The sequence below is a fragment of the Labrenzia sp. C1B70 genome, from assembly GCF_000475395.1.
In the GTDB taxonomy this organism is placed as follows: Bacteria; Pseudomonadota; Alphaproteobacteria; order Rhizobiales; family Stappiaceae; genus Roseibium; species Roseibium algicola.
This window is the reverse complement of sequence record NZ_AXCE01000034.1, coordinates 327,241-347,815: the sequence shown is the minus strand read 5'-3', so window position 1 is coordinate 347,815 and position 20,575 is coordinate 327,241. Positions and strand designations below refer to the sequence as shown.

Annotated in this window: 17 protein-coding genes; 5 read left to right on the top strand and 12 right to left on the bottom strand. The window is 56.7% G+C overall.

The window, feature by feature from the left end:
- Positions 1-83 precede the first annotated feature (83 nt).
- Both secG and tpiA read right to left on the bottom strand, forming a co-directional pair.
- Entirely contained in the window at positions 84-467 is a 384-nt protein-coding gene (secG, locus tag Q666_RS56235) for a preprotein translocase subunit SecG (protein WP_022998549.1), read from the bottom strand.
- A 125-nt stretch (positions 468-592) separates the two neighbouring features.
- On the bottom strand, positions 593-1,351 hold the full coding sequence (tpiA, locus tag Q666_RS56230) for a triose-phosphate isomerase (RefSeq protein ID WP_031268450.1): 759 nt from the start codon (positions 1,349-1,351) through the stop codon (positions 593-595).
- Positions 1,352-1,582: 231 nt separating this feature from the next.
- On the opposite strand from tpiA, the gene Q666_RS56225 reads away from it, so the two are divergent.
- Genes Q666_RS56225 through glp form a run of 5 tightly spaced genes read left to right on the top strand, consistent with a single transcriptional unit; the run spans position 1,583 to position 7,053 of the window.
- Positions 1,583-3,475, top strand: a complete 1,893-nt coding sequence (locus Q666_RS56225; protein ID WP_022998547.1) for a peptidylprolyl isomerase — start codon at positions 1,583-1,585, stop codon at positions 3,473-3,475.
- A gap of 24 nt (positions 3,476-3,499) precedes the next feature.
- On the top strand, positions 3,500-4,513 hold the full coding sequence (gene trpD / locus Q666_RS56220) for an anthranilate phosphoribosyltransferase (protein WP_022998546.1): 1,014 nt from the start codon (positions 3,500-3,502) through the stop codon (positions 4,511-4,513).
- 3 nt (positions 4,514-4,516) lie between these two features.
- Positions 4,517-5,329: an indole-3-glycerol phosphate synthase TrpC gene (gene trpC, locus Q666_RS56215; RefSeq protein WP_022998545.1), complete on the top strand. Its 813-nt coding sequence runs from the start codon at positions 4,517-4,519 to the stop codon at positions 5,327-5,329.
- A gap of 6 nt (positions 5,330-5,335) precedes the next feature.
- Positions 5,336-5,848, top strand: a complete 513-nt coding sequence (moaC, locus tag Q666_RS56210) for a cyclic pyranopterin monophosphate synthase MoaC (protein WP_022998544.1) — start codon at positions 5,336-5,338, stop codon at positions 5,846-5,848.
- The gene (gene glp, locus Q666_RS56205) at positions 5,848-7,053 is read left to right on the top strand and encodes a gephyrin-like molybdotransferase Glp (protein ID WP_022998543.1); all 1,206 of its coding nucleotides are present in this window, start codon (positions 5,848-5,850) and stop codon (positions 7,051-7,053) included. The genes moaC and glp overlap by 1 nt, the downstream gene beginning before the upstream one ends.
- 133 nt (positions 7,054-7,186) lie before the next feature.
- On the opposite strand, the gene Q666_RS56200 is transcribed toward glp, so the two are convergent.
- The 10 genes from Q666_RS56200 to flgF all read right to left on the bottom strand — a co-directional run bounded on the left by Q666_RS56200 (position 7,187) and on the right by flgF (position 20,575).
- On the bottom strand, positions 7,187-7,984 hold the full coding sequence (locus Q666_RS56200; RefSeq protein ID WP_022998542.1) for a xanthine dehydrogenase family protein subunit M: 798 nt from the start codon (positions 7,982-7,984) through the stop codon (positions 7,187-7,189).
- A 71-nt stretch (positions 7,985-8,055) separates the two neighbouring features.
- Positions 8,056-10,416, bottom strand: coding sequence for a xanthine dehydrogenase family protein molybdopterin-binding subunit (locus Q666_RS56195; protein WP_022998541.1), 2,361 nt, complete (start codon positions 10,414-10,416; stop codon positions 8,056-8,058).
- Positions 10,417-10,632: 216 nt separating this feature from the next.
- Positions 10,633-11,124 carry a (2Fe-2S)-binding protein gene (locus Q666_RS56190; RefSeq protein ID WP_031268448.1) on the bottom strand — a complete coding sequence of 164 codons (492 nt, stop codon included), beginning with the start codon at positions 11,122-11,124 and terminating at the stop codon, positions 10,633-10,635.
- 231 nt (positions 11,125-11,355) lie between these two features.
- On the bottom strand, positions 11,356-12,066 hold the full coding sequence (locus tag Q666_RS56185; protein ID WP_022998539.1) for a carbon monoxide dehydrogenase subunit G: 711 nt from the start codon (positions 12,064-12,066) through the stop codon (positions 11,356-11,358).
- Positions 12,067-12,346: 280 nt separating this feature from the next.
- Positions 12,347-14,584: an EAL domain-containing protein gene (locus tag Q666_RS56180; protein WP_208993799.1), complete on the bottom strand. Its 2,238-nt coding sequence runs from the start codon at positions 14,582-14,584 to the stop codon at positions 12,347-12,349.
- Positions 14,585-14,591: 7 nt separating this feature from the next.
- Positions 14,592-16,193 carry a HAMP domain-containing sensor histidine kinase gene (locus tag Q666_RS56175; RefSeq protein WP_208993798.1) on the bottom strand — a complete coding sequence of 534 codons (1,602 nt, stop codon included), beginning with the start codon at positions 16,191-16,193 and terminating at the stop codon, positions 14,592-14,594.
- A gap of 442 nt (positions 16,194-16,635) precedes the next feature.
- Positions 16,636-17,412, bottom strand: a complete 777-nt coding sequence (locus Q666_RS0133860) for a winged helix-turn-helix domain-containing protein (RefSeq protein WP_022998536.1) — start codon at positions 17,410-17,412, stop codon at positions 16,636-16,638.
- 328 nt (positions 17,413-17,740) lie between these two features.
- Positions 17,741-19,087 (bottom strand): FliI/YscN family ATPase, encoded by a 1,347-nt coding sequence (locus Q666_RS56170; RefSeq protein WP_022998535.1) that lies wholly within the window; start codon positions 19,085-19,087, stop codon positions 17,741-17,743.
- Positions 19,056-19,847: a hypothetical protein gene (locus tag Q666_RS65150; RefSeq protein ID WP_022998534.1), complete on the bottom strand. Its 792-nt coding sequence runs from the start codon at positions 19,845-19,847 to the stop codon at positions 19,056-19,058. Before Q666_RS65150 ends, Q666_RS56170 begins: the two co-directional genes overlap by 32 nt.
- Positions 19,844-20,575, bottom strand: a complete 732-nt coding sequence (gene flgF / locus Q666_RS56160; protein ID WP_022998533.1) for a flagellar basal-body rod protein FlgF — start codon at positions 20,573-20,575, stop codon at positions 19,844-19,846. The genes Q666_RS65150 and flgF overlap by 4 nt, the downstream gene beginning before the upstream one ends.

Below are 20,575 nucleotides of genomic sequence, written 5' to 3'. Positions count from 1 at the left end.
GTTCTCAACACATAAAAATGCCCTGCGAGTTAAGCCGCAGGGCATATGTCGGGTGAATGGGCCAGAAGACCCGTTCGGCCGCCTTACTGGGCGGCCGGGACCTGAGGTCCGGAAGGTTGCTGTTGGTTCAGCTGTTTCAACGAATCGAGAACACCGCCTGAACCGCCTTCGGTCGTGCCGTCCGTCGTGGCAGGCGCTTCCTGGGTTGCTGTCGGAACAGCATCAAGAATCGAACCGGGCCGGTCCTGATTCTTTGCAATAAGGCTGAGCGTCAGCGATGTAGCGAAGAAAGCGACCGCCAGAACGGCAGTTGCACGCGTCAGGATATTCGCAGTCCCACGACTGGACATCAGACCACCGCCTCCGCCGCCAATGCCAAGCGCGCCGCCTTCGGAACGCTGCAGGAGGACAACAAGCACCAGGGCCAGGACGACCATCAAGTGGATTACGATGACTACGGTTTCCATCGAACGCCATTCTTCATTGAATTCAAGATTGGCGGCCTTCTACACCAGACGCCGCCAGCTTTCCACCCTTCAATTGCGCCTTCGACACAGAAGCTTCAAGGCCGGGCACAATATATTCGGTGTCTTCAGGAATAAGCAGCAAGTATGCCGAGGAAATCTTCAGCCTTGAGACTGGCGCCGCCAACAAGCGCGCCGTCGACATTTGCAACAGACATCAGTTCACGCGCATTGCCCGGTTTCACAGACCCGCCGTAAAGAAGGCGCATGGAAGCTCCTTCCCCGCCGAACCTTGCGGAAAGATTGTCCCGCATTGCCTTGTGCATTTCCTCAACATCCTCTGCGGTGGGTGTCAGACCTGTACCGATCGCCCAGACCGGCTCGTAGGCAATCACGCAGTTTTCGGCAGTCGCCCCATCCGGAACCGATCCGTTCAATTGGCGGTCGACAATCGCAAGTGCCTGGCCTGCTTTGCGCTCGGCTTCTGTCTCGCCGACACACACAATCGCCACAAGGCCGGCTCTCCAGGCTGCCCGAGCCTTTTCATTGACATCAACATCGCTTTCAGCGTGATCCGTCCGGCGTTCAGAATGACCGACGATGACGGCCCTTGCGCCGGCATCTGCAAGCATTTCAGCAGAAATGTCACCGGTGTGAGCACCAGAAACAGCGGTATGGCAATCCTGACCACCTACAGACAGAGCGCCACTGCCAGCCTTATCCGCAATTGCTGCGATCAGCGTTGCAGGCGCACAAATCATCGCATCGACCGAATCCGCCAGATCGTCACTGATGCCGGCGATCATCTTGTAGACTTCAGCCTGGCTTGCCTTCAGACCGTTCATTTTCCAGTTACCGGCAACCAGCGGCTTGATCGCTGCGCTCATGTTCAGTTTCTCCCGCGGCATGATCCTTGATTTGCCGCCTATAGAGCAGAAGCGTACACGCGTTGCAATCACCCTGAGGACGGGAAAACCCAAATCGCTTCCGAAGTTTGTAAAAGGCCGCCTTGCGGCGGCGGCGCGGCGTCTTTATGATCCGCCCGCTCCGGCCAAGGCCGGTCCTGAATTCAGCCGGTCACGCCGGCTGCCGGAACGAAGAAGAATACGGGAGTCGTCATGCTTGACGCGCTGCGCAAGGGCGCTGGCACCTGGGTTGCCAAACTGTTTATTGCTCTGTTGATCTTTAGCTTCGCCGTGTGGGGCATTAGCGGTTTCTTGACCGGTGTCGGCCAGAACACCGCCGCCAAGGTCGGTGACACGGAAGTCTCCCTGTTCGATTTTGACCGGGCCTACAGGCAGGACCTCGGACGGCTGGCTCAACAGTTCGGCCGGCCGCTGACGCCTGCAGAAGGCGCGACCCTCGGTGTTCCGCAGCAAACCCTGGGCAAGCTTGTGGCCGAAGCGGCCATGAACAACACCGCTCAAAACATGAAACTCGGTGTTTCGGACGAACGCCTGGCGACCATTATCCAGAGTGACCCTGCCTTTCAGGGCCTGGGTGGCAGGTACGACAAGAACCGCCTACAGCAGGTTCTGCAGGCAAACGGATACCGGGAAGACGAATATGTCGTCGAACGCCGCAAGGTTGCAGAGCGTGCGCAGCTTGCAGAAGGCCTCGCCGGAAGCATGAAGGCGCCGATTGCCTATCTGGAAGTTCTTGACGCCTATCAGGGCGAAACGCGAAGCGTTGATTACCTGGTCGTCACACCGGAATTCATCGGAGACATCGAGGATCCGGCCGAAGGTGTCCTGACAACCTACTTCGAAGAAAACAAGGACAATTTCCGCGCACCCGAGTTCCGTGAAATCAAATACGTCTCACTCACGCCGACGTCTCTCTCTCGTCCGGATGACATTTCCGACGAAGACGCTCGCGCTGAGTTTGAGCGCCGGTCGGAAGATTTCTTCCAGCCCGAACGCCGCAAGATCCGTCAGATGTCCTTCCCGTCTCAACAGGCTGCGGAAGAAGCTGCCGAAGAAATCGCGAACGGCAAGACCTTTGACGAACTCATGAGTGAACGCAACCTTGCCAACAACGACGTTGCCCTTGGCATCATGGCAAAGACCGATTTTCTCGATGAAGCTATCGGCGACGCCGCTTTCAGCCTGGAAGAAGGCGCGACCAGCGGTGCGGTGGAAGGCAGGTTCTCGACTGTCATTCTGAATGTCGAAGAAATCCTTCCTGAAAGCACCAAACCCTTCGAAGACGTGAAGGACGAGATCGTCCAGAGCCTCGCAAAGGAACAGGCGGAACGGGAAATTCTGGATCTGCTTAACGAAGTCGAGGATGCCCGGGCCGGCGGTGCTCCGCTGGACGAAATCGGCGAGCGTTTCTCCCTGACTGTAGAAACTCCGTCAGCTTTTGATGCATCCGGAAACGGTGAAGACGGTAAACCCGTAACCTTGCCTGATGCAGAGGGACTTGTAGCAGGTGCGTTCGACAGTGACATCGGCATCGAAAACGATGTCCTTCAGCTCGGTGAGCAAGGCTTTCTCTGGTATGACGTCGCAAAGGTTATTCCGTCGCGCGAACGGACCCTCGACGAAGTTCGCGAAGACGTCATTGCCGCCTGGAAGCAGGATGAACTCGGCAAACGCTTGAGCGACACTGCGGCAGACCTCTTGGCCAAAACAGAAGGCGGCACGCCGTTCATTGCCCTTTCCGCAGAAACCGGGCTGGAAGTGAAATCCGCAACTGACCTGAAGCGCAACACGCCGTCCGGGGATTTCGGCCGCGAAGCTGTTTCGGCAGTATTCGACGGCCCCGTTGGAACAAGCGCGGTCACCGAAACCAACGATGGCAACGGTCGGATCGTGCTTAAAGTGAGCGGTTCCAACGTACCGGACTTCCAGAGCGACGCACCGCAAGTAGCGGCCCTGGGTCAGCAGCTTTCCCAGCAAATTCAGGACACGCTGCTCGGCCAGTTCATCTCCGACCGGGAAACCAAGGCAGGGGTCGAGATAAACAATGCCGGTATCGCCCAGATGATCGGGCTGGACCGGAATTGATCCGTTTGAAAGTGGAATGACGACATGAGCACATTCAAGGACTTCATCGCCAAGGTGTCAGACGGTCACGCCTTGAGCCCTGAAGAAGCCCGCGAAGCCTTTGAGGTGATCCTGTCGGGATCTGCAACACCATCGCAGCTTGGCGGGTTTCTGATGGCCTTGCGTGTGCGCGGCGAAAGCATTGCCGAAGTCACGGGTGCGGTCGCGACCATGCGGTCCAAGATGATCCCCGTGAGGGCCCCGGCCAACGCGATGGATATAGTGGGAACGGGTGGCGACAATTCCGGCAGCTACAATATTTCCACGTGCACGGCCCTGGTCGTCGCCGGCAGCGGCGTACCGGTCGCCAAACACGGCAACAGGTCATTGTCTTCCAAGTCGGGCGCTGCAGAAGCGCTCGCCGAACTTGGCGTCAACATCGATATCGATGCCAGGAAGATATCCGATTGCATCAACAGGGCGGGTATCGGTTTCATGTTCGCTCCGCTGCACCATGCAGCCATGAAGCACGTGGGTCCAACCCGCATGGAACTCGGCACGCGCACAATCTTCAATCTACTTGGCCCATTGACCAATCCCGCAGGCGTGAAGCGCCAGATGGTTGGTGTGTTTGCCCGCAAATGGGTGGAGCCGCTTGCGGAAGCTCTTCGCGAGCTAGGGTCCGAAAAGGCCTGGGTCGTCCACGGCTCCGACGGAATGGACGAAATTACCACAACCGGTCCAACCGCTATTGCCGAACTCAAGAACGGGACAATCCGTTCGTTTGAAATTTCACCCGAAGATGTTGGCCTTGCCGTTTCCGATCCGAAAGATCTCAAGGGCGGACTTCCCTCGGAAAACGCGAAAGCCCTGCGCGACGTCCTCGCCGGAGCAAAGAACGCCTATCGCGATGTGGTGCTGTTCAATGCGGCTGCCTCCCTGCTGGTTGCAGACAAGGTGGAAACCTTGAAGGATGGTGTCGAGTTGGCGGCGCAATCCATTGACAGCGGATCCGCAGCCGACACCTTGGAAAAGCTTGTCGCAGCATCGAACGGGTAAGACATGGCAGACATTCTTCAAAAGATCGAAGCCTACAAGCGCGAGGAAATCGTCGCTGCAAAGGCATCCGTTTCGATCGACGAACTCAAGGCGCGCATCAAAGACGTGAGTGCTCCACGCGGGTTTCTCAAGGCGATCGAAGCCAAACACGATAACGGTGAGTACGCTCTCATTGCAGAAATCAAGAAGGCCAGCCCTTCGAAAGGGCTCATTCGGGAAGATTTCAATCCGCCTCTCCTGGCCAAGGCTTACGAAGTAGGCGGCGCAGCCTGTCTTTCGGTCCTGACCGATACGCCCTCTTTTCAGGGAAAGCCTGAGTTTCTGGCTGCTGCACGTGACGCTGTTGCCCTTCCGGCGCTGCGCAAGGATTTCCTCTACGATCCTTACCAGGTATATGAAGCCAGAGCCTGGGGAGGCGATTGCATCCTGATCATTCTGGCCGCTGTTGATGACGACACCGCCAAAGCATTGGAAGACACCGCGTTCGAACTCGGAATGGATGTCTTGCTTGAGGTACATGACGCTGATGAGCTGGAGCGTGCGCTCAAGCTGTCGTCTCGTCTGCTCGGTATCAACAACCGCAATCTCAAGACATTCGAGACCAAGCTGGAAACAAGCGAAGAGCTTGCACCGCGCATTCCGGACGACAGAATCATCGTCGGCGAAAGCGGCCTGTTTACCCCAGCCGACCTATCCCGAATGAACAAGGTTGGTATTTCAACGTTCTTGATCGGCGAAAGCCTGATGCGTCAGGAAGACGTCGCCTCGGCTACCAGAACGCTCCTGGCCCGTCCGGCCCTCTCCGAAGCGGTTTAGGCGGACATGGCCAACAAGGACGCCATTCTGACCCATCTGGATGCGGCAGGGTCTGCCAACATGGTGGACGTATCCGAGAAGTCCGTAACGCATCGGATTGCCGTCGCGCGCGGGACCGTCACCATGCGGACTGAAACCCTGGATCTCATCCGGTCCGGTAACGCCAAGAAAGGCGACGTTATCGGCACGGCACGCATAGCCGGCATCCTGGCCGCCAAGAAGACCCACGAACTGATACCGCTCTGCCATCCACTGATGTTGTCCAAGGTGTCCATCGACATCGATACCGATTATGATCTTCCCGGCCTCATAGTGACAGCGACAACCAAGGTCAGCGGCCAGACAGGTGTCGAGATGGAAGCTTTGACCGCATGCTCGCTGGCCTGCCTGACGATTTACGACATGGCGAAAGCAGTAGACCGGGGCATGGTCATCGGAGATATCCGTCTGGTCGAAAAATCCGGTGGCAAATCCGGCCATTGGACACTCGACAAGGACGGCAGCCTGGGTGGCACCTGATGAGCCTGATGCCTGTCGACGAAGCGCTGACGAAGCTCCTTTCCGGCGTGAAACCTCTTGAAACGGAATATGTTCCGCTCGAGAGCGCCAACGGCAGATATCTGTCCGCCCCCCTTGTTTCCACCCGAACCCAACCGCCTTTCGCAGCGTCTGCGATGGACGGCTACGCCATTCGTCATGAAGATCTTTCCGATGCCCGAACATCCTTGACCGTTGTCGGCGAAGCACCGGCCGGCCATGGTTTTTCCGGAACGGTCGGCAACGGTGAAACGGTGAGGATCTTTACCGGTGCTCCTGTGCCGGCCGGTACGGACACGATCCTGATCCAGGAAAACACTGAGCGTGAAGGCGAGCGCATAACCGTTCTGGAGAACCCGGCCAAGGGCGCATTCGTCCGTCCGGCCGGCCTGGACTTTTCCGAAGGTGATGTGCTTCTGCAACCGCCGCTCAAACTTGCGTACCGGCATCTCGCCCTTGCCGCTGCAATGAACCACGCGGTCCTGCCGGTGCACCGCAGACCGAAGGTTGCGATACTCGCAACCGGGGATGAACTCGTTCGCCCAGGAACGGAACCGGGACCTGATCAGATAATCGCCTCGAACCACGCAGGTATCGCCGCACTCGTGGAAGATTGCGGCGGTCAGCCACTCGATCTTGGAATATCACCCGACGAACCGGTGGCACTTGCGAACCACGTTAGGCGTGCGATTACCGAGAAGGCCGACATTCTCGTCACGCTTGGGGGGGCCTCGGTCGGCGACCACGATCTTGTTCAAAGTGTCCTTGGACAGGAAGGCATGGACCTGGCGTTCTGGCGGATTGCAATGCGTCCGGGCAAGCCGCTGATGGCAGGCCGTCTTGGCGGCACCAAGGTTCTTGGTCTGCCCGGAAACCCCGTCTCGAGCCTTATATGCGGCTTGCTGTTTCTGAAGCCACTCATGCAGGCAATGCTCGGTCAGATGCCGGAACAGTCCGGACCTCAACGAGCCATACTCGCTTCTCCCTTGCCCGAGAACGACCGCAGGCAGGACTACGTCAGGGCAACGCTTTCCAATTCGGAACACGGCGATCTGATCGTAACGCCGTTTTCCCGGCAAGACAGTTCCATGTTGAACCTGCTCGCCAAATCCGGCGCACTTGTGGTCCGTCCACCTCATGCACCGGCGCTGGAAGCCGGAGCAGAAGTGCCCATACTGGTACTCTGACGTGACGCGGCAGCTAGCAGTGCGACTGTCTGCGCTCGTGCCCCAATCGAGAAGCTGATTACTCCTCCCTCAGGAAAACAAAACCCGGCCGAGTGTCGGCCGGGTTCTTATTCTTAAATCAGCACGAGATCGGTTACGCCTTCTGGACGGCGCGCTTTGCCATAACGGTAACCAGGTTCGCACGATAAGCAGCAGACCCGTGAATGTCTGACAGAAGATCGTCTGCGTCGGGTGCTATGCCGGCGACGGCGTCGGCTGAGAAATTACTTGCAAGCGCCGTTTCCATGGCGGACATGCGGAAGACGCCACCCTGCCCTGCTCCGGTTACCGCAACCTTTACGGAGCCATCATTGCCTTTGGCAACGAAGACACCGGCCATGGCATAACGCGATGCCGGGTTCGGGTATTTGGCATAGGCACTGGCCGCAGCACCCGGAAACTTGACCGCGACGACGATTTCATCTTCATCAAGCGCGGTTTCAAACATGCCGGTGAAGAACTCTTCCGCTGCCAGTTCCCGCTTGCTGGTGACAACGGTTGCACCGAGCGCAACCAGCGCAGCAGGATAGTCGGCTGCAGGATCATTGTTGGCAATCGAGCCGCCAATGGTGCCCATATGACGAACCGCCGGGTCACCAATGCCACCGGCGAGTGACGCCAGTCCAGGAAGCTTCTGCTTCACCAGATCCGAAGTCGAGACTTCGAAATGGCTCGTTGCTGCGCCGATGGTCACACCATCACCGTTTGCGCTGATCCCCTTCATGTCCGCAATCTTGGTGACATCCACCAGATCGCTGGGGGCTGCAAGCCGCTGTTTCATGGTTGGCAGCAAAGTCTGGCCACCACCAAGGAATTTGCCATCATCGGCATTGGCCATTAGTGAAGCAGCTTCCGCTACCGATCCGGCCTTGTGATACGTCGTTTCATACATGCTGGGTCTCCCCGGATTTCGAACTGTGCAATGGCGGGCGGGTTGCCCCGCCCGAAAATCCCGTTGTGGCGTTATTCGGCCGCCTGCTTCACACCTGCATGGTAAAGCGCCCAGACCTTTTCAGGAGAGGCCGGCATCGACAGGCTGTTGTCCCCGATCGCATCCGTGATCGCATTGATAACTGCCGGCGGAGATCCGATAGCCCCGGCTTCGCCGCAACCTTTCATGCCAAGCGGGTTGCCTGGGCAGGCCGTGACATGCGTCGACAGATTGTAGGACGGCACATCATCGGCACGCGGCATGCAGTAATCCATGTAGGACGCCGTCAGCAGCTGGCCGTTTTCGTCGTAGGACGCATTTTCCAGAAGTGCCTGGCCAATGCCCTGCGTAATACCGCCATGCACCTGACCTTCCACGATCATCGGGTTGATGATGTTGCCGAAGTCGTCAGCCGCAACGAAGTTGACCACTTCTGTCTTGCCTGTATCCGGATCCACCTCGACTTCGCAGACATAGGTACCTGCCGGGAAGGTGAAATTGGTCGGATCGTAGAAGGCACCTTCCTTCAGACCCGGCTCCATGCCTTCAGGCAGGTTGTGCGCCGTGTAGGCAGCGAGAGCCACCTCGGTGAAGGTCAGCTTCTTGTCGGTACCGGCTACTTTCAATTCGCCACCTTCGATCTGGATGTCTCCTTCGGAGGCTTCCATCAGGTGAGCAGCAATCTTCTTCGCCTTGGCTTCGACCTTGTCGAGCGCCTTGACGATTGCCGACATGCCGACCGCACCGGAGCGCGAGCCGTAGGTTCCCATACCGAACTGAACCTTGTCGGTATCGCCATGAACAATGGACACCGCATTGGTATCCAGACCAAAACGTTCACTGATCAGCTGGGCAAAGGTTGTCTCGTGTCCCTGACCATGGCTGTGCGATCCCGTCAGCACCTCGATCGATCCGACAGGGTTTACCCTCACTTCGGCAGATTCCCAAAGACCGACACCGGCACCAAGTGAACCGACCGCAGCGGACGGTGCAATACCGCAGGCCTCGATGTAGCAGGACAGACCAATACCGCGCAGCTTGCCGCGAGAGGCTGCTTCCGCCTTGCGGGCGGCAAAGCCGTCGTAGTCAGCGGCCTTCAGGGCTGCATCCAGCGTCGCATCATAATCACCTGCGTCGTAGCACATGATCACCGGTGTCTGATGCGGGAACGTGCGGATGAAGTTCTTGCGACGAAACTCTGCCGGCGACAGGCCCACTTCACGGGCTGCCGTTTCCATGATCCGCTCCAGAAGATAGGTCGCCTCCGGCCGGCCTGCGCCCCGATAGGCGTCCACCGGTGTGGTATTGGTGTAGACCGTCTTCACGTTGGCGTGGATAGCCGGAATGTCGTACTGACCCGAAAGAAGCGTAGCGTAGAGATACGTCGGCACGGAAGACGAGAACAACGACATGTAGGCGCCGAGATTGGCGATCGTCTTGACCCTGAGGCCCAGGATCTTGTTGTCCGCGTCAAGCGCGAGTTCCGCTTCAGAGCGATGGTCGCGGCCATGTGCATCCGTCAGGAAGGCCTCGGTCCGGTCAGACACCCACTTGACCGGACGACCGACACGTTTGGACGCCCATAGGCAGACCATTTCTTCCGGGTAGATGTAGATCTTGGAACCAAAGCCACCGCCGACATCAGGCGCAATCACACGCAACTTGTTTTCAGGAGCAACGTTGTAGAAGGCCGACAACACCAGGCGAGCCACATGTGGATTCTGCGAAGTGGTGTAAAGCGTATAGTGCTCCTCGGCCGCATCGTAACCTGCAAGAGCTGCGCGCGGCTCCATCGCGTTCGGAACGAGGCGGTTGTTGTGGATCTCCATGCGCGTGACATGAGCAGCCTTTTCGAAGGCCGCGTTTGTGGCTCCTTCGTCGCCAATTTCCCAATCGTAGATCAGGTTGCCTTCGGCTTCCGGGTGAATCTGCGGGGCACCTGCTTCGAGTGCCGCAAGCGGATCGATAACGGCTGGCAATTCCTCATAATCAACCACAACCGCGTCGGCGGCATCACGTGCCTGAGCCTGCGTATCGGCCACAACCACGGCAACGGCCTGCCCGACATGGCGGACAATTTCCGGTTCCAGTGCGCGCCAACCGCCCATCTTCATCGGCGAACCATCCTTGGAATGGATCATCCATCCACAGATCAGGTTGCCGATACCATCACCCACCAGTTGGTCGCCGGTGAGAACCGCATCCACACCAGGCATTGCCAGAGCAGCGCTCGCGTCAATCCCCTTGACCTTTGCATGCGCGTGCGGCGAGCGAACGAAAGCAGCGTACCCCATGCCCGGCATGGTCATATCGTCGGTGTATTTGCCCTTGCCGGTAATGAAGCGCTTGTCTTCCTTGCGCAAGGCACGGGCGCCAATCCCTTCAACTGCCATTTCTTCTCTCCCGAATATCTGCCGGCTCCGCCAGTACCGGACATCCTCCACTCGCCGGACAATCCGGCTGCTGCCATCAAGGCAACTGTCTCTCAAGACCTGGCGGTCAATACGAAGATGCCTGTTCCTCCCGGCATCTCATTCGATTGATCGGTCTTGCTGTCCTGCTGCGCGAACGTGTTCGCGCATCAATTTTGGGAGTTCAGGCCAACGCCGTTATTCGGCGGCCTGAGCCATACCGGCCATTTGATCGGAGGCGGCTTTGATCGCCTTGACGATATTGTGGTACCCGGTGCAGCGGCAGATATTGCCTTCCAGCTCGTGGCGAATGGTTGCCTCGTCGAGATTTCCAGCACCATGACGCTTGATCATGTCCACGGCGGTCATGATCATGCCGGGGGTACAGAAGCCGCACTGAAGCCCGTGATGTTCACGGAAAGCTGCCTGTACGGGGTGCAGGCTGTCGGCTGTGCCGATCCCCTCAAGTGTTACAACTTCTGCGCCGTCGGCCTGGGCTGCGAGCATGGTGCAAGACTTTACGGCCTTGCCGTCGACATGCACAACGCAGGCACCGCATTGCGAGGTGTCGCAGCCAACGTGCGTACCAGTCAATCCGCGCACGTCCCGGATAAACGATACGAGCAGCGTCCGGTCTTCGACATCAGCCGAAACCGTCTTGCCGTTCAATACCATCGATACTTTCGACATGAATTCCTCTCCCTCATGAAATTCCCTGAACCGGAGCGATCAAACCGGCCACCTGCATGAAATGACAGGCAAGACCTCTGATGTCCGATCCAGACCAGCGTACGAATAAACAATCGAATTCGATTGCGTGTCACTGACCCAATTTCCCGGCTTGTCACCGTGTTTTGTGCTGGGGCCCTGGCGCGTCCTAAATTGTCAGAGCCCGATCATTTCAAGATTTGTCCTACCCGGTCAACTTGCAAGTGCAAGCACGACAATCACGGCGGCGAGCAACACGAGACCCCAGACCATGGGGCCGCCGAACACGTTGCGTCCCGCAGCGGCTTCGATATTTTGTTCCGCCTGGTGGATCTTTTCCTCGACTGCATGCTCCGCATCCTCAATTGCGTGCATGACTTCGCCAGGGGAATCTTCAATCGCGATCCGCTTGGCTTCCTCGGCCACACCGGGATCCAGATCGTCATCGGCACCAGCTGCGGTCGCAGTTTCGTCCTGCCCTGCCGGTGAACCAACCATCTCGGAGAACTTCGTGAAAAAGTCTTCCGCCATTTTCTTGGCGGTAGAATCGATCAGCCGGCTGCCGAGCTGGGCAAGTTTGCCCCCGACCTGCGCCTTGGCTTCGTAGGAAAGTATGGTTTCGTCACCTTCCTCCGTAAGCTTCACATCCGCAGACCCCTTGGCAAACCCGGCGACGCCGCCCTTGCCTTCTCCCGAGATCGTGTAGCTTTCCGGAGGATTGATGTTCTCAAGGGTCACTTCCCCTTTGAACTTGGCTTTGACAGGCCCGATTTTCGATGTGACCGCGGCGGTCATTTCGGTGTCCGAGGTCTTCTCGAGGCTTTCGCAGCCCGGGATGCAGGCCCGCAAGACATCCGGATCGTTCAAGGCTTGCCATACGGTTTCCCGTTTGGCCGGAATCCGGTGGGAGCCGCTCATGTCCATATGTTTTCTCCCCAAGTTGCGCTTTAGCGCATATTTACAAAGGTTCAGTCGACATTCAACGCGATTGACGCGTCCGCCGCAAACACGTTTTCCCGCATGAGAGCGTGTTTCGTACAAATTTTCAATCGCTTATGTGAACAGAATTGCAGAACGCAATCCTTGACAGGCTGTCCGATGTCTTCAATTCAACGTATGACCTAGCTGTCGCAGTATGCGCCAAAAAGGCACTTCTGTCCTGACAGTTCCGGCCAGAATTTGATAAACGGACGGATAAACTGTTTTATCCGAAGGCAACGCCTGGTTCGACAGCCTTCTGGATGAAACCGGACAGGTCATTGGTCGCCAGAGGCTTGGCGTAGAAATATCCTTGCAGGTAGTCGCAATGCAGCTCCTGCATGATGTTTCTCTGGGCGACAGTCTCGACACCTTCTGCTGTAACGTTCAGATCCAGCGCCTGCGCAACGGCGATGATGGACTTCACGACAGCAAGCGCATCCGCATCCTGATCCATATTCATGATAAAGCTTCGGTCGATCTTGATACCGTCAACCGGCAGCTTGCGCAGATAACTGAACGAGGAATACCCGGTGCCGAAATCGTCAATAACGACGCGCGCCCCCTTGTCACGCAGCCACGTCAGGAACGCCAGGGTCACCTGATCGTTGCTGAGGAACAGCCCTTCGGTCACCTCGAAGACCAGGCGATCCAGCGGCAATTCCGCGGCTGTCACAGCATCTTCGATGTCCTTGTAGATCCGGTTTGCCTGAACCTGCCTGGGAGACAGGTTCACATTCAACCGAACGTCATCGGAAATTCCGGTCAAGCTGCTGAACTCGGTAAAGGACGTCTTGAACATCCATGCGCCGATTTCGGTAATAAGACCACTGGCTTCGGCAGCTTCGATCATCCGAGCGGTATTCAGGAACGTTCCACTGGGGGTACGGAACCGCATCAGGGCCTCGAAGGACGCAAGGCTCTCGTCCCGGGCGTGCATGATCGGCTGATAATTCAGCGAAAACTTCGTCTGGTTGGAACTACCGGTAAGCAGCGAAGCAAGCCGCAGGCGCTCAAAGGCTGCCTCCTGCATCAGCGGATGAAAAACCGCGTGGTTGGTCACCCCTTTCTGACGCACATCGTTAAGAGCGATGGAAGCAAAACGCACGAGTTCTTCCGCGCCCTGCGTCTCGGTGCCGGTGGATGCAAACCCCAGCCGCAGTCGAAGGGTGATCTGGTTGTCTTCGAGCGTTATCGGTTGCTGGAAAGCATCTTCGATCCGCGCAACCACATCCTGAATCGTATTCTCTTCACCGCCCTTCAGAAGGATAAGAAATTCATCCTTTTCCTTCCTGGCAATGGTGAGCGCATCGGGGAAGGTCTGCGACAGGCGGTGGCCGGTCCGTTTCAAGACCGCGCCCGCCTTTTCGTCGCCGATCCCGTCGACAATGACACGGAACCTTTGGATGTCGGAATGAACGACCAGCAATTTGGCACCGTTGGCGGCGTGACGCTGAAAGGTTTCGATGAAACCGGAGAATGTCGACAGTCCGGTCACGCGATCGACATAAGCAAGATTGCGAATATGCTCCAAAAGGCCGGTCTTCTCGTAGCCAAGCGCGACGTTGGAAACAAACAACTGCACGACTTCCGACCCGACAAGCTCCTCCAGCAACTCCTCGGAAATACCGAGATAAAGCGCGCCTGTCATGCCGTTACGGGTGACAAGCGGAAGAGCAAGTCCTTTGGGCGACGCGCATGTTGCCTGCGTCTCGACACATCTTGCCACGGCATTGCGGATCGCATCGTCACTGATGACGTCCACCGGCAGGTCAATCTTGTCCTCGAAATTTCCCGTTGCCGCGAGCACACGGACGTTGGACTTGTCGAAGGAACCGTAGTCGGGAAGCGTCTCAAGACCACACAACAGGCTGTCGACAGGTTGCCCGACAAGAACCGTGAAATGCTTCAGGACTGCCGCAGCAAATTCACTCAGGGCGTTCTTTTCGACAATAGCTGCAAAATGCTCGTTTAACTGTTTGAGCTTCTTGCGGTTAGTCTCAAGCGACATGACAAGCTTGTAACCGCGCAGACCTGTAACGATGGCTGTAATCAGCTTGGTCCGCGACAATTCGGCTTTTTCGGTGTAACCGTCGATGTCGAATTTCATGATCACGTCGGTCTGCGGTGCATACCCGGGTTGACCTGTGCGCAGGATCAACCTCGTGAAATGATTGCCGAGTTCGGAACGGATCCAGCTCACAAGCCCGAGACCTGCCGTATCGCTTTCCATGACGACATCGACAAGCGCCACCGCGATATCGGGGTGTTTCAACAGGATCTGACGGGCTTCCTGAGCCGACAGAGCATGCAAAAGTTCAAACGGACGATTTTCGAAGATGCATCCACCAACGGCGATCTTGGTGACTTCATGTACGTCGGGATCGTCATCGACAATCAGGATTTTCCAGGGCGCCTTCGTGATCTTCTTCACTTCCGGCTCGGACGGGGCAAGAAAGTCCATCACCATCTCAATGCACCTTCTGTCCGAGAGGCTTCCTGGTGTCCTGAGCGGCCAAGGCGGGGAATTCGATAATGAATTCCGTTCCCGACCCGACGCTGGAAGTCACCGAGATGGTTCCGTTCAGGGCTTCGGTGACCAGCTGGTAACAAATCGCCATCCCTAAACCGGATCCTCCTTTGCCGAACTTCGTCGTGAAGAACGGCTCGAATACTTTTTTCAGATTCTTCTCCGGAATGCCTACACCGAAATCCTGACATTTGAAGATAATCTTGCGTTCGTTCGAATTGTTTCGGTTCTTGTCCTTCGGATGAACCACCTGGGAAGACAGCTTGATCAGACCTTCGCTGCGCCCCTCGTATCCGTGCTTGATGGCGTTTTCGACAAAATTCGAGACAAGCTGACTGACCGCGCCAGGATAGCTGTCGATGATTTCGTTCGCATGGAGATCAAGCTCGACCTTGAAAGGCGTTTTCTTGAGCGTCGGCTGCAGTGTTGCAAGAGTTTCACGAATGATGTGGTCGAAATTGAAAGACCGCTTCTTCTCGCTCTGCCTGTCGACAGCCACCTGACGAAAGTTCCCGACGAGCTCGCGGGCCCGGCCGAGTGTCTTCTCGATGATATGCGCGGTATCGGAAATACGTTCGACTTCGTTTTCCAGGGCTTCCTTGCTCAGTTTCTGCTCTTCAAGTTCGGTACGCAAGTAACCGGTTGAATCCTTGATGGTCGTGGCCGCCATCAACGCGTTTCCAAGAGGCGTGTTCAGCTCGTGCGAAACCCCGGCAACCAGCGCGCCAAGCGCGGCCAGATTATCTGCCTGGATAAGCTCTTCCTGCACCAACTTAAGCTGCTCCGTCCGGTGGGCGACCAAGTCCTCGAGATTAGTCTGGTATTCTTGAATTTTCTGCAAATCCAGATGCCGGCGCTGAACCATGGACTGGAGACTGGCGGCGAGAATACCGATTTCGTCCACACGGCCAGGCATCAGTTCGGCCTTGGGTGGATCTTCGATCAGGCGCGGCGTGGAAAGGTATTCCACGATTGCCGAAAGCGGCTGACCGATCAGACGGCGAAAGACTGTTCTGATCACGATGGCGAGCAACAGCAGATAGACGATGATCGCGGTGACAATGAACCCGACAGTCGAAACGATTTCATAGGAAATCGTGTTGCGGTCGATGAGAATGAACACCTGCCCGATTGCATCCTTGTGCAGGATGGTGCTGGGCGAATTGAGTGTATAACTGAGAGCTTCGGCAGCGCGCGGCCCGGTAACAGGTTCACCGAAATTGCCTGTGTCAGGTGTTTCAACCCAGACTTTCTCGACAACTTCGAGACTTTCCAACCCGCGGATGAGCTGCAGGGTCGCGTCCGCATTGACTGTCCAGATGGCGCGTTCAAACGGGCGTTTGGTTGCCTGAAAGAAGGCCTCGGTCACACGAATGGCGCGTGCGTGAGAGGCGTCCCACGTGATCTTCGTGAGAATGCCGATGAATATGACGCCAAGAACAGCGAAAAGACCGAGCGTATAGAGAATGAATGTCCGGGACAGGCTGGAACGACCCATCTCCTTGGGAGTATATGGCAACGACGTACTGCCGTTCAGTGTCAAGACGCCCACCTCAATTCACGGTGTCCGTTCCAGCTCATAAAACTCCGGCAGAACGCCGATTTAAATGGCTTCCGGTCAAGGACGAAAACCGAACCGCCTTTGCGGACCGTCTCTTCAATACTTGATTCACAGACACATCTATATTGCCCCTCGCCCCATCAATGCGCCGCGCAGCGGAGATCATGTGATTAGAGCGTCAGTGTGTCGTATATTCTGGGTAGGTTTTCTAAATTTTCCATAAAAATCAATTGTAAATTGAAAGAGCCTTCTTTCCACAGCAAAACAGATAGTCTTGCATCTACAAAAAACCTGAATTCGACGAATTAGAGCGGCATCGCATCATGCAATTATCTCCGGCAAAACTTTCATACCAGTCCGCTCGATCGTTGCCATTGCAAATTATTGTTCCTTGCAAGGTCTTCATATTCTGAGCTTATTCCGATCAGGCATTGACCACTGACAAAAACGGCTTGTTGGTGGTGGTGCGGGTGTCAACCGGAACCTCTACAGCGTGTGCGGTTGCTGGCGAGGCCTGAACCTGACGCCGGGTGTCTGCAACCTTCTGCTTGGTGGCCGTGGCGTCTTTCAGCATGTAGCCGATGTAGCGCGTCGACTCGATTGCATCGTAGCCAAGCTTTTTCCGCAATTTCTTGCGCAGCTTGGAGATGTGGCTTTCCACGACACATTCATCCACGCCGTCGTTCATGACGCCGTAAACAGCATTGAAGATCTGTGTCTTGGTGACACGCCGTCCCTTGTTCTTGACGAGATATTCAAGAATGCGGCGTTCCCGACGCGGCAGTTCCATGACGTCCCCACCGACGACTGGATCACGACCGTCGAAGAAGACTTCGATGGCACCGGTACCGGCAGAATTGTTCCGGGAAGTGATCCGGCGGCGGAAAGCTCCGACGCGGGCAATGATTTCCCGAACATGAACCGGCTTCTTCAGAACATCGTCCATACCTGCGGAAAACAGGTCGAGCGTGCTCTCAAGGTTGGCGGTATCTTCCAGAGCCACGATCTGGGCTTCCGGACACCGGCTTCGGATCGATGCAACGTAGCCGCATCTTTCTTCACACTCTCCCAGAAGGATGGCGTCAACCGAGCCCAGATCCTGGGCACAGGTGATTTCCAGCCAGTCAAGAAGTTCCGATGGATGAAGTTCCAGGGAGGCATAGCCTTCCCGGTCGAATGCCGAGGCATAGCCTGCGGTCACTATCTCTCTTGAGTCTACGATTATGAACATATCAGCCCCTTGGATTTTACCAATGTAGAATCCGTAATTTTGGAGCTTCACAAGGTCAACGTTTCTTCCCTAACTCGACAACTATTTCAGAATTTATAGTGGGGGAAGTTCTTATATCCACATAGAAAACTAAATAAAAAATCACGGACATTACCAATAAACTGAGAGAAAAATTTATTAAAATGCCGGGGACCGCGTTTTTCCGCAATCCTTAATAAGATGTAACACTGATATATACAAAAATCGCCGCCAGACAAGGCGGCAATTTCGTATTTATACTAGAGATGTGGAAAATGGTTTACGTATCGGCAGCTAAAGCCTGGGCCAGGTCTGCAAAGGGATCGGACGGTGCCACCTGGTCTGCGCGCTGTCTCAGCGCTTCGTAAATCTTGGGCACAAGTCTGCAGGCCTTTTCCAGTTTTTCGTCGCCCGCAGTCTGGAAACCGCCCATCAGGCGGAGATCCTTTGTATCTTCATAGTAGGATATCAGCCCCTTGATCCGATGGATAAGTTCCTGCTGATCCTGTGTCCAGGCCCGGTCGGCAAGCCGCGAGGTGGATTTCAATACGCTGACCGGCGGATAGTGGCCGGCCTCGGCAATCTGACGATCCAGTACGATGTGCCCATCCAGAAGACCACGAATTGCATCGGAAACCGGATCGTTGTGGTCGTCACCGTCAACAAGAACGGAAAAGATCCCTGTGATTGAGCCCTCGCCGCTGCTTCCAGGTCCGGCGCGTTCGATGAGGCGGGCAAGATCAGCAAAGACGCTTGGCGGAAACCCGCGGGCGACAGGAGGTTCCCCAGCCGCCAGCGCCACATCCCGTGCGGCATGGGCAAATCGGGTGGCGGAATCCAGAATGAGCAGCACCTTGTGACCTTGCGCACGAAAGTACTCGGCAACGCTCATGGCCGTCTTGGGGGCAAGCCGGCGCTGCATGGCGCTTTCATCGCCAGTCGAGGCGACAACAACGGAATGCGCCAAGGTCTCGCCCAGGATGTCATCAATGAACTCGCGCACTTCGCGGCCGCGTTCACCAACGAGACCGACCACTACCGTGTCAAAGTCCCCAAAGCCGGCCAGCATGCCCAGAAGTGTGGACTTGCCAACGCCGGATCCCGCAAAAACGCCGACACGCTGACCGACGCACAGCGGCGTGAAGAGATCGATCACCCGCACACCGGTTCGAACGCCTTCGGAAATCTTGCTTCGGTTCATCGCCGGTGGCGGTGCGCGGTCAAGAAGAAACGCTTCCACACCATGGGCAAGCGGCCCTGCCCCATCAATCGGTTCACCAAGCGCATTCACGATCCGGCCGCGCCAGCTCATGTCCGGATGTATGGCAAGTCCGCCCATGACCGAAGCAACGCTGCCGATGCCAATGTCGGTCACGCGCTCCAATGGCTTGATTACCACGTCCTTCTGGTCGAGCCGGATGATCTCGCCCTGCCGGATGCCGGCCCGCCCTTCGAACTGCACCAGATCGCCCAGGCAAACCACGCGGGAAAGACCGGAGACGCGAATGGATTCGGAAGAAACCTGGGTCACACGTCCGCTGAGTTTGACGGGCCCGATCTCAGTTTCCAGGGCCGACAAAGACGCGGAGATTTGATCAAGTGCGTTCAGATACGGAGCGTTCGGCATGGCGTTCCTGAAGAGCTTTCAAGACATCGAGAGGCAGATGGTTGGATTTGTGCGAAGCGAGACGGTCAAGACCCTGCTGGTCAGGCATTACCGGCCCCGATGGCGTGGCACTATCCGGCATGTCGAGATAGGAAACGGATGAGGCATTACCCGAAGAAGACTTGTCGGGTGATGTCATTGTTTCCCCATCTGGCCCGGGAGCCGCACCAGTGCTGTTGATGAGATCGACAAGAGCGGTAGGCGGAGCGCCCTTGCGACCAGCCGATGCCACGGTTTCACCAAGTACGGCTGTGCCAGCAGCCTTATCGGCTTCGGTTGCGGTTGGCTCAACATCAGGCTTGCGCACTGGCACAGGAACTTCGCTTGTGGGCGCCGGTTCGCCGGCAGGAGCCACTTCCGCAACTTCGACGGGCTGTGCCGTGACATTTTCTTGACCGCTGTTCAGGCGATCGCCGACTTCGTTATAGGCGAGCATCGCTCCCAATCCGACCGGCCCGCCGAGTGCGAAGCCGTAAAGAGCATTGCCGGCCTTGCGGGCGTTGTCGGAAATCTCGTCGTTCGTTACCGATCGATAGAGTTCCGCAATCCCCGGAATATGCTGCAAGGGATTGATCACGTCGATGAAATCACCGAAACTGAAGGCAGAGTTTTCAGCCTTGGGCGAAACCCCGGGCCGCGCTGCCTTGACGGGCGAACCATCCATGACAGCATTGAGGTCCATCGGCTTGCCCACCGCCTGTGTTGCATCCACCGCCGTCATGAGGTTGCCCCCAGTTCGCGAATGGCCTTCTCCTGGCTTTCGTTACTGGTATCGATCATCTTCGTCGCGCTCTCAAAGGCGCGCGAGATCATGATCATCTTGGTCATTTCCCGGACGGGATTGATATTCGAGCCTTCGACATATCCCTGGCGAACGCCGTTTGTGTCATAGGTCTGCACGGGAATAACCGGCTTGTCGGGAATGACCGCCGAGTTTTCAGCACGCGTGAGCTGGGCATCGTCGGGGATCAGGAACAGACCGACCTGGCCGACAATTCCAACGTCGCCCTGGGAAATCTCGCCCGACTGCGTGATCAAGGGTGTCCCGGCATCCGGATCAAGTGCAATCGGCTGCCCGCCTGCTCCCAGGATCTGTTGTCCGGTCAAGGTACGCAAGGTTCCGTCATTGCCGATCTGCAAGCGCCCGTCCCGTGTATAGGACAAGTTGCCGTTGACATCGCGGATTGCAAACCAGGCTTCGCCTTCCACTGCGAGATCAAGCGGATTGTCGGTCTTGTTCAGACTGCCGTACTGCCTGGAAATGTATTTCTCGCCACCGGTGGAGAAACTGACCTTGTCCTGAGCTGCCTTTGAGACGAGCTCTGCGAACTTGACCTCGTCTGCCCGGTAGCCGGCTGTGTTCATATTGGCAACGTTTCTGGCAACCGTTTCCAGACGGTTCGAAAGTGCAACCTGCGCAGACAGCGCGACATAAAGAGCGGATTCCAT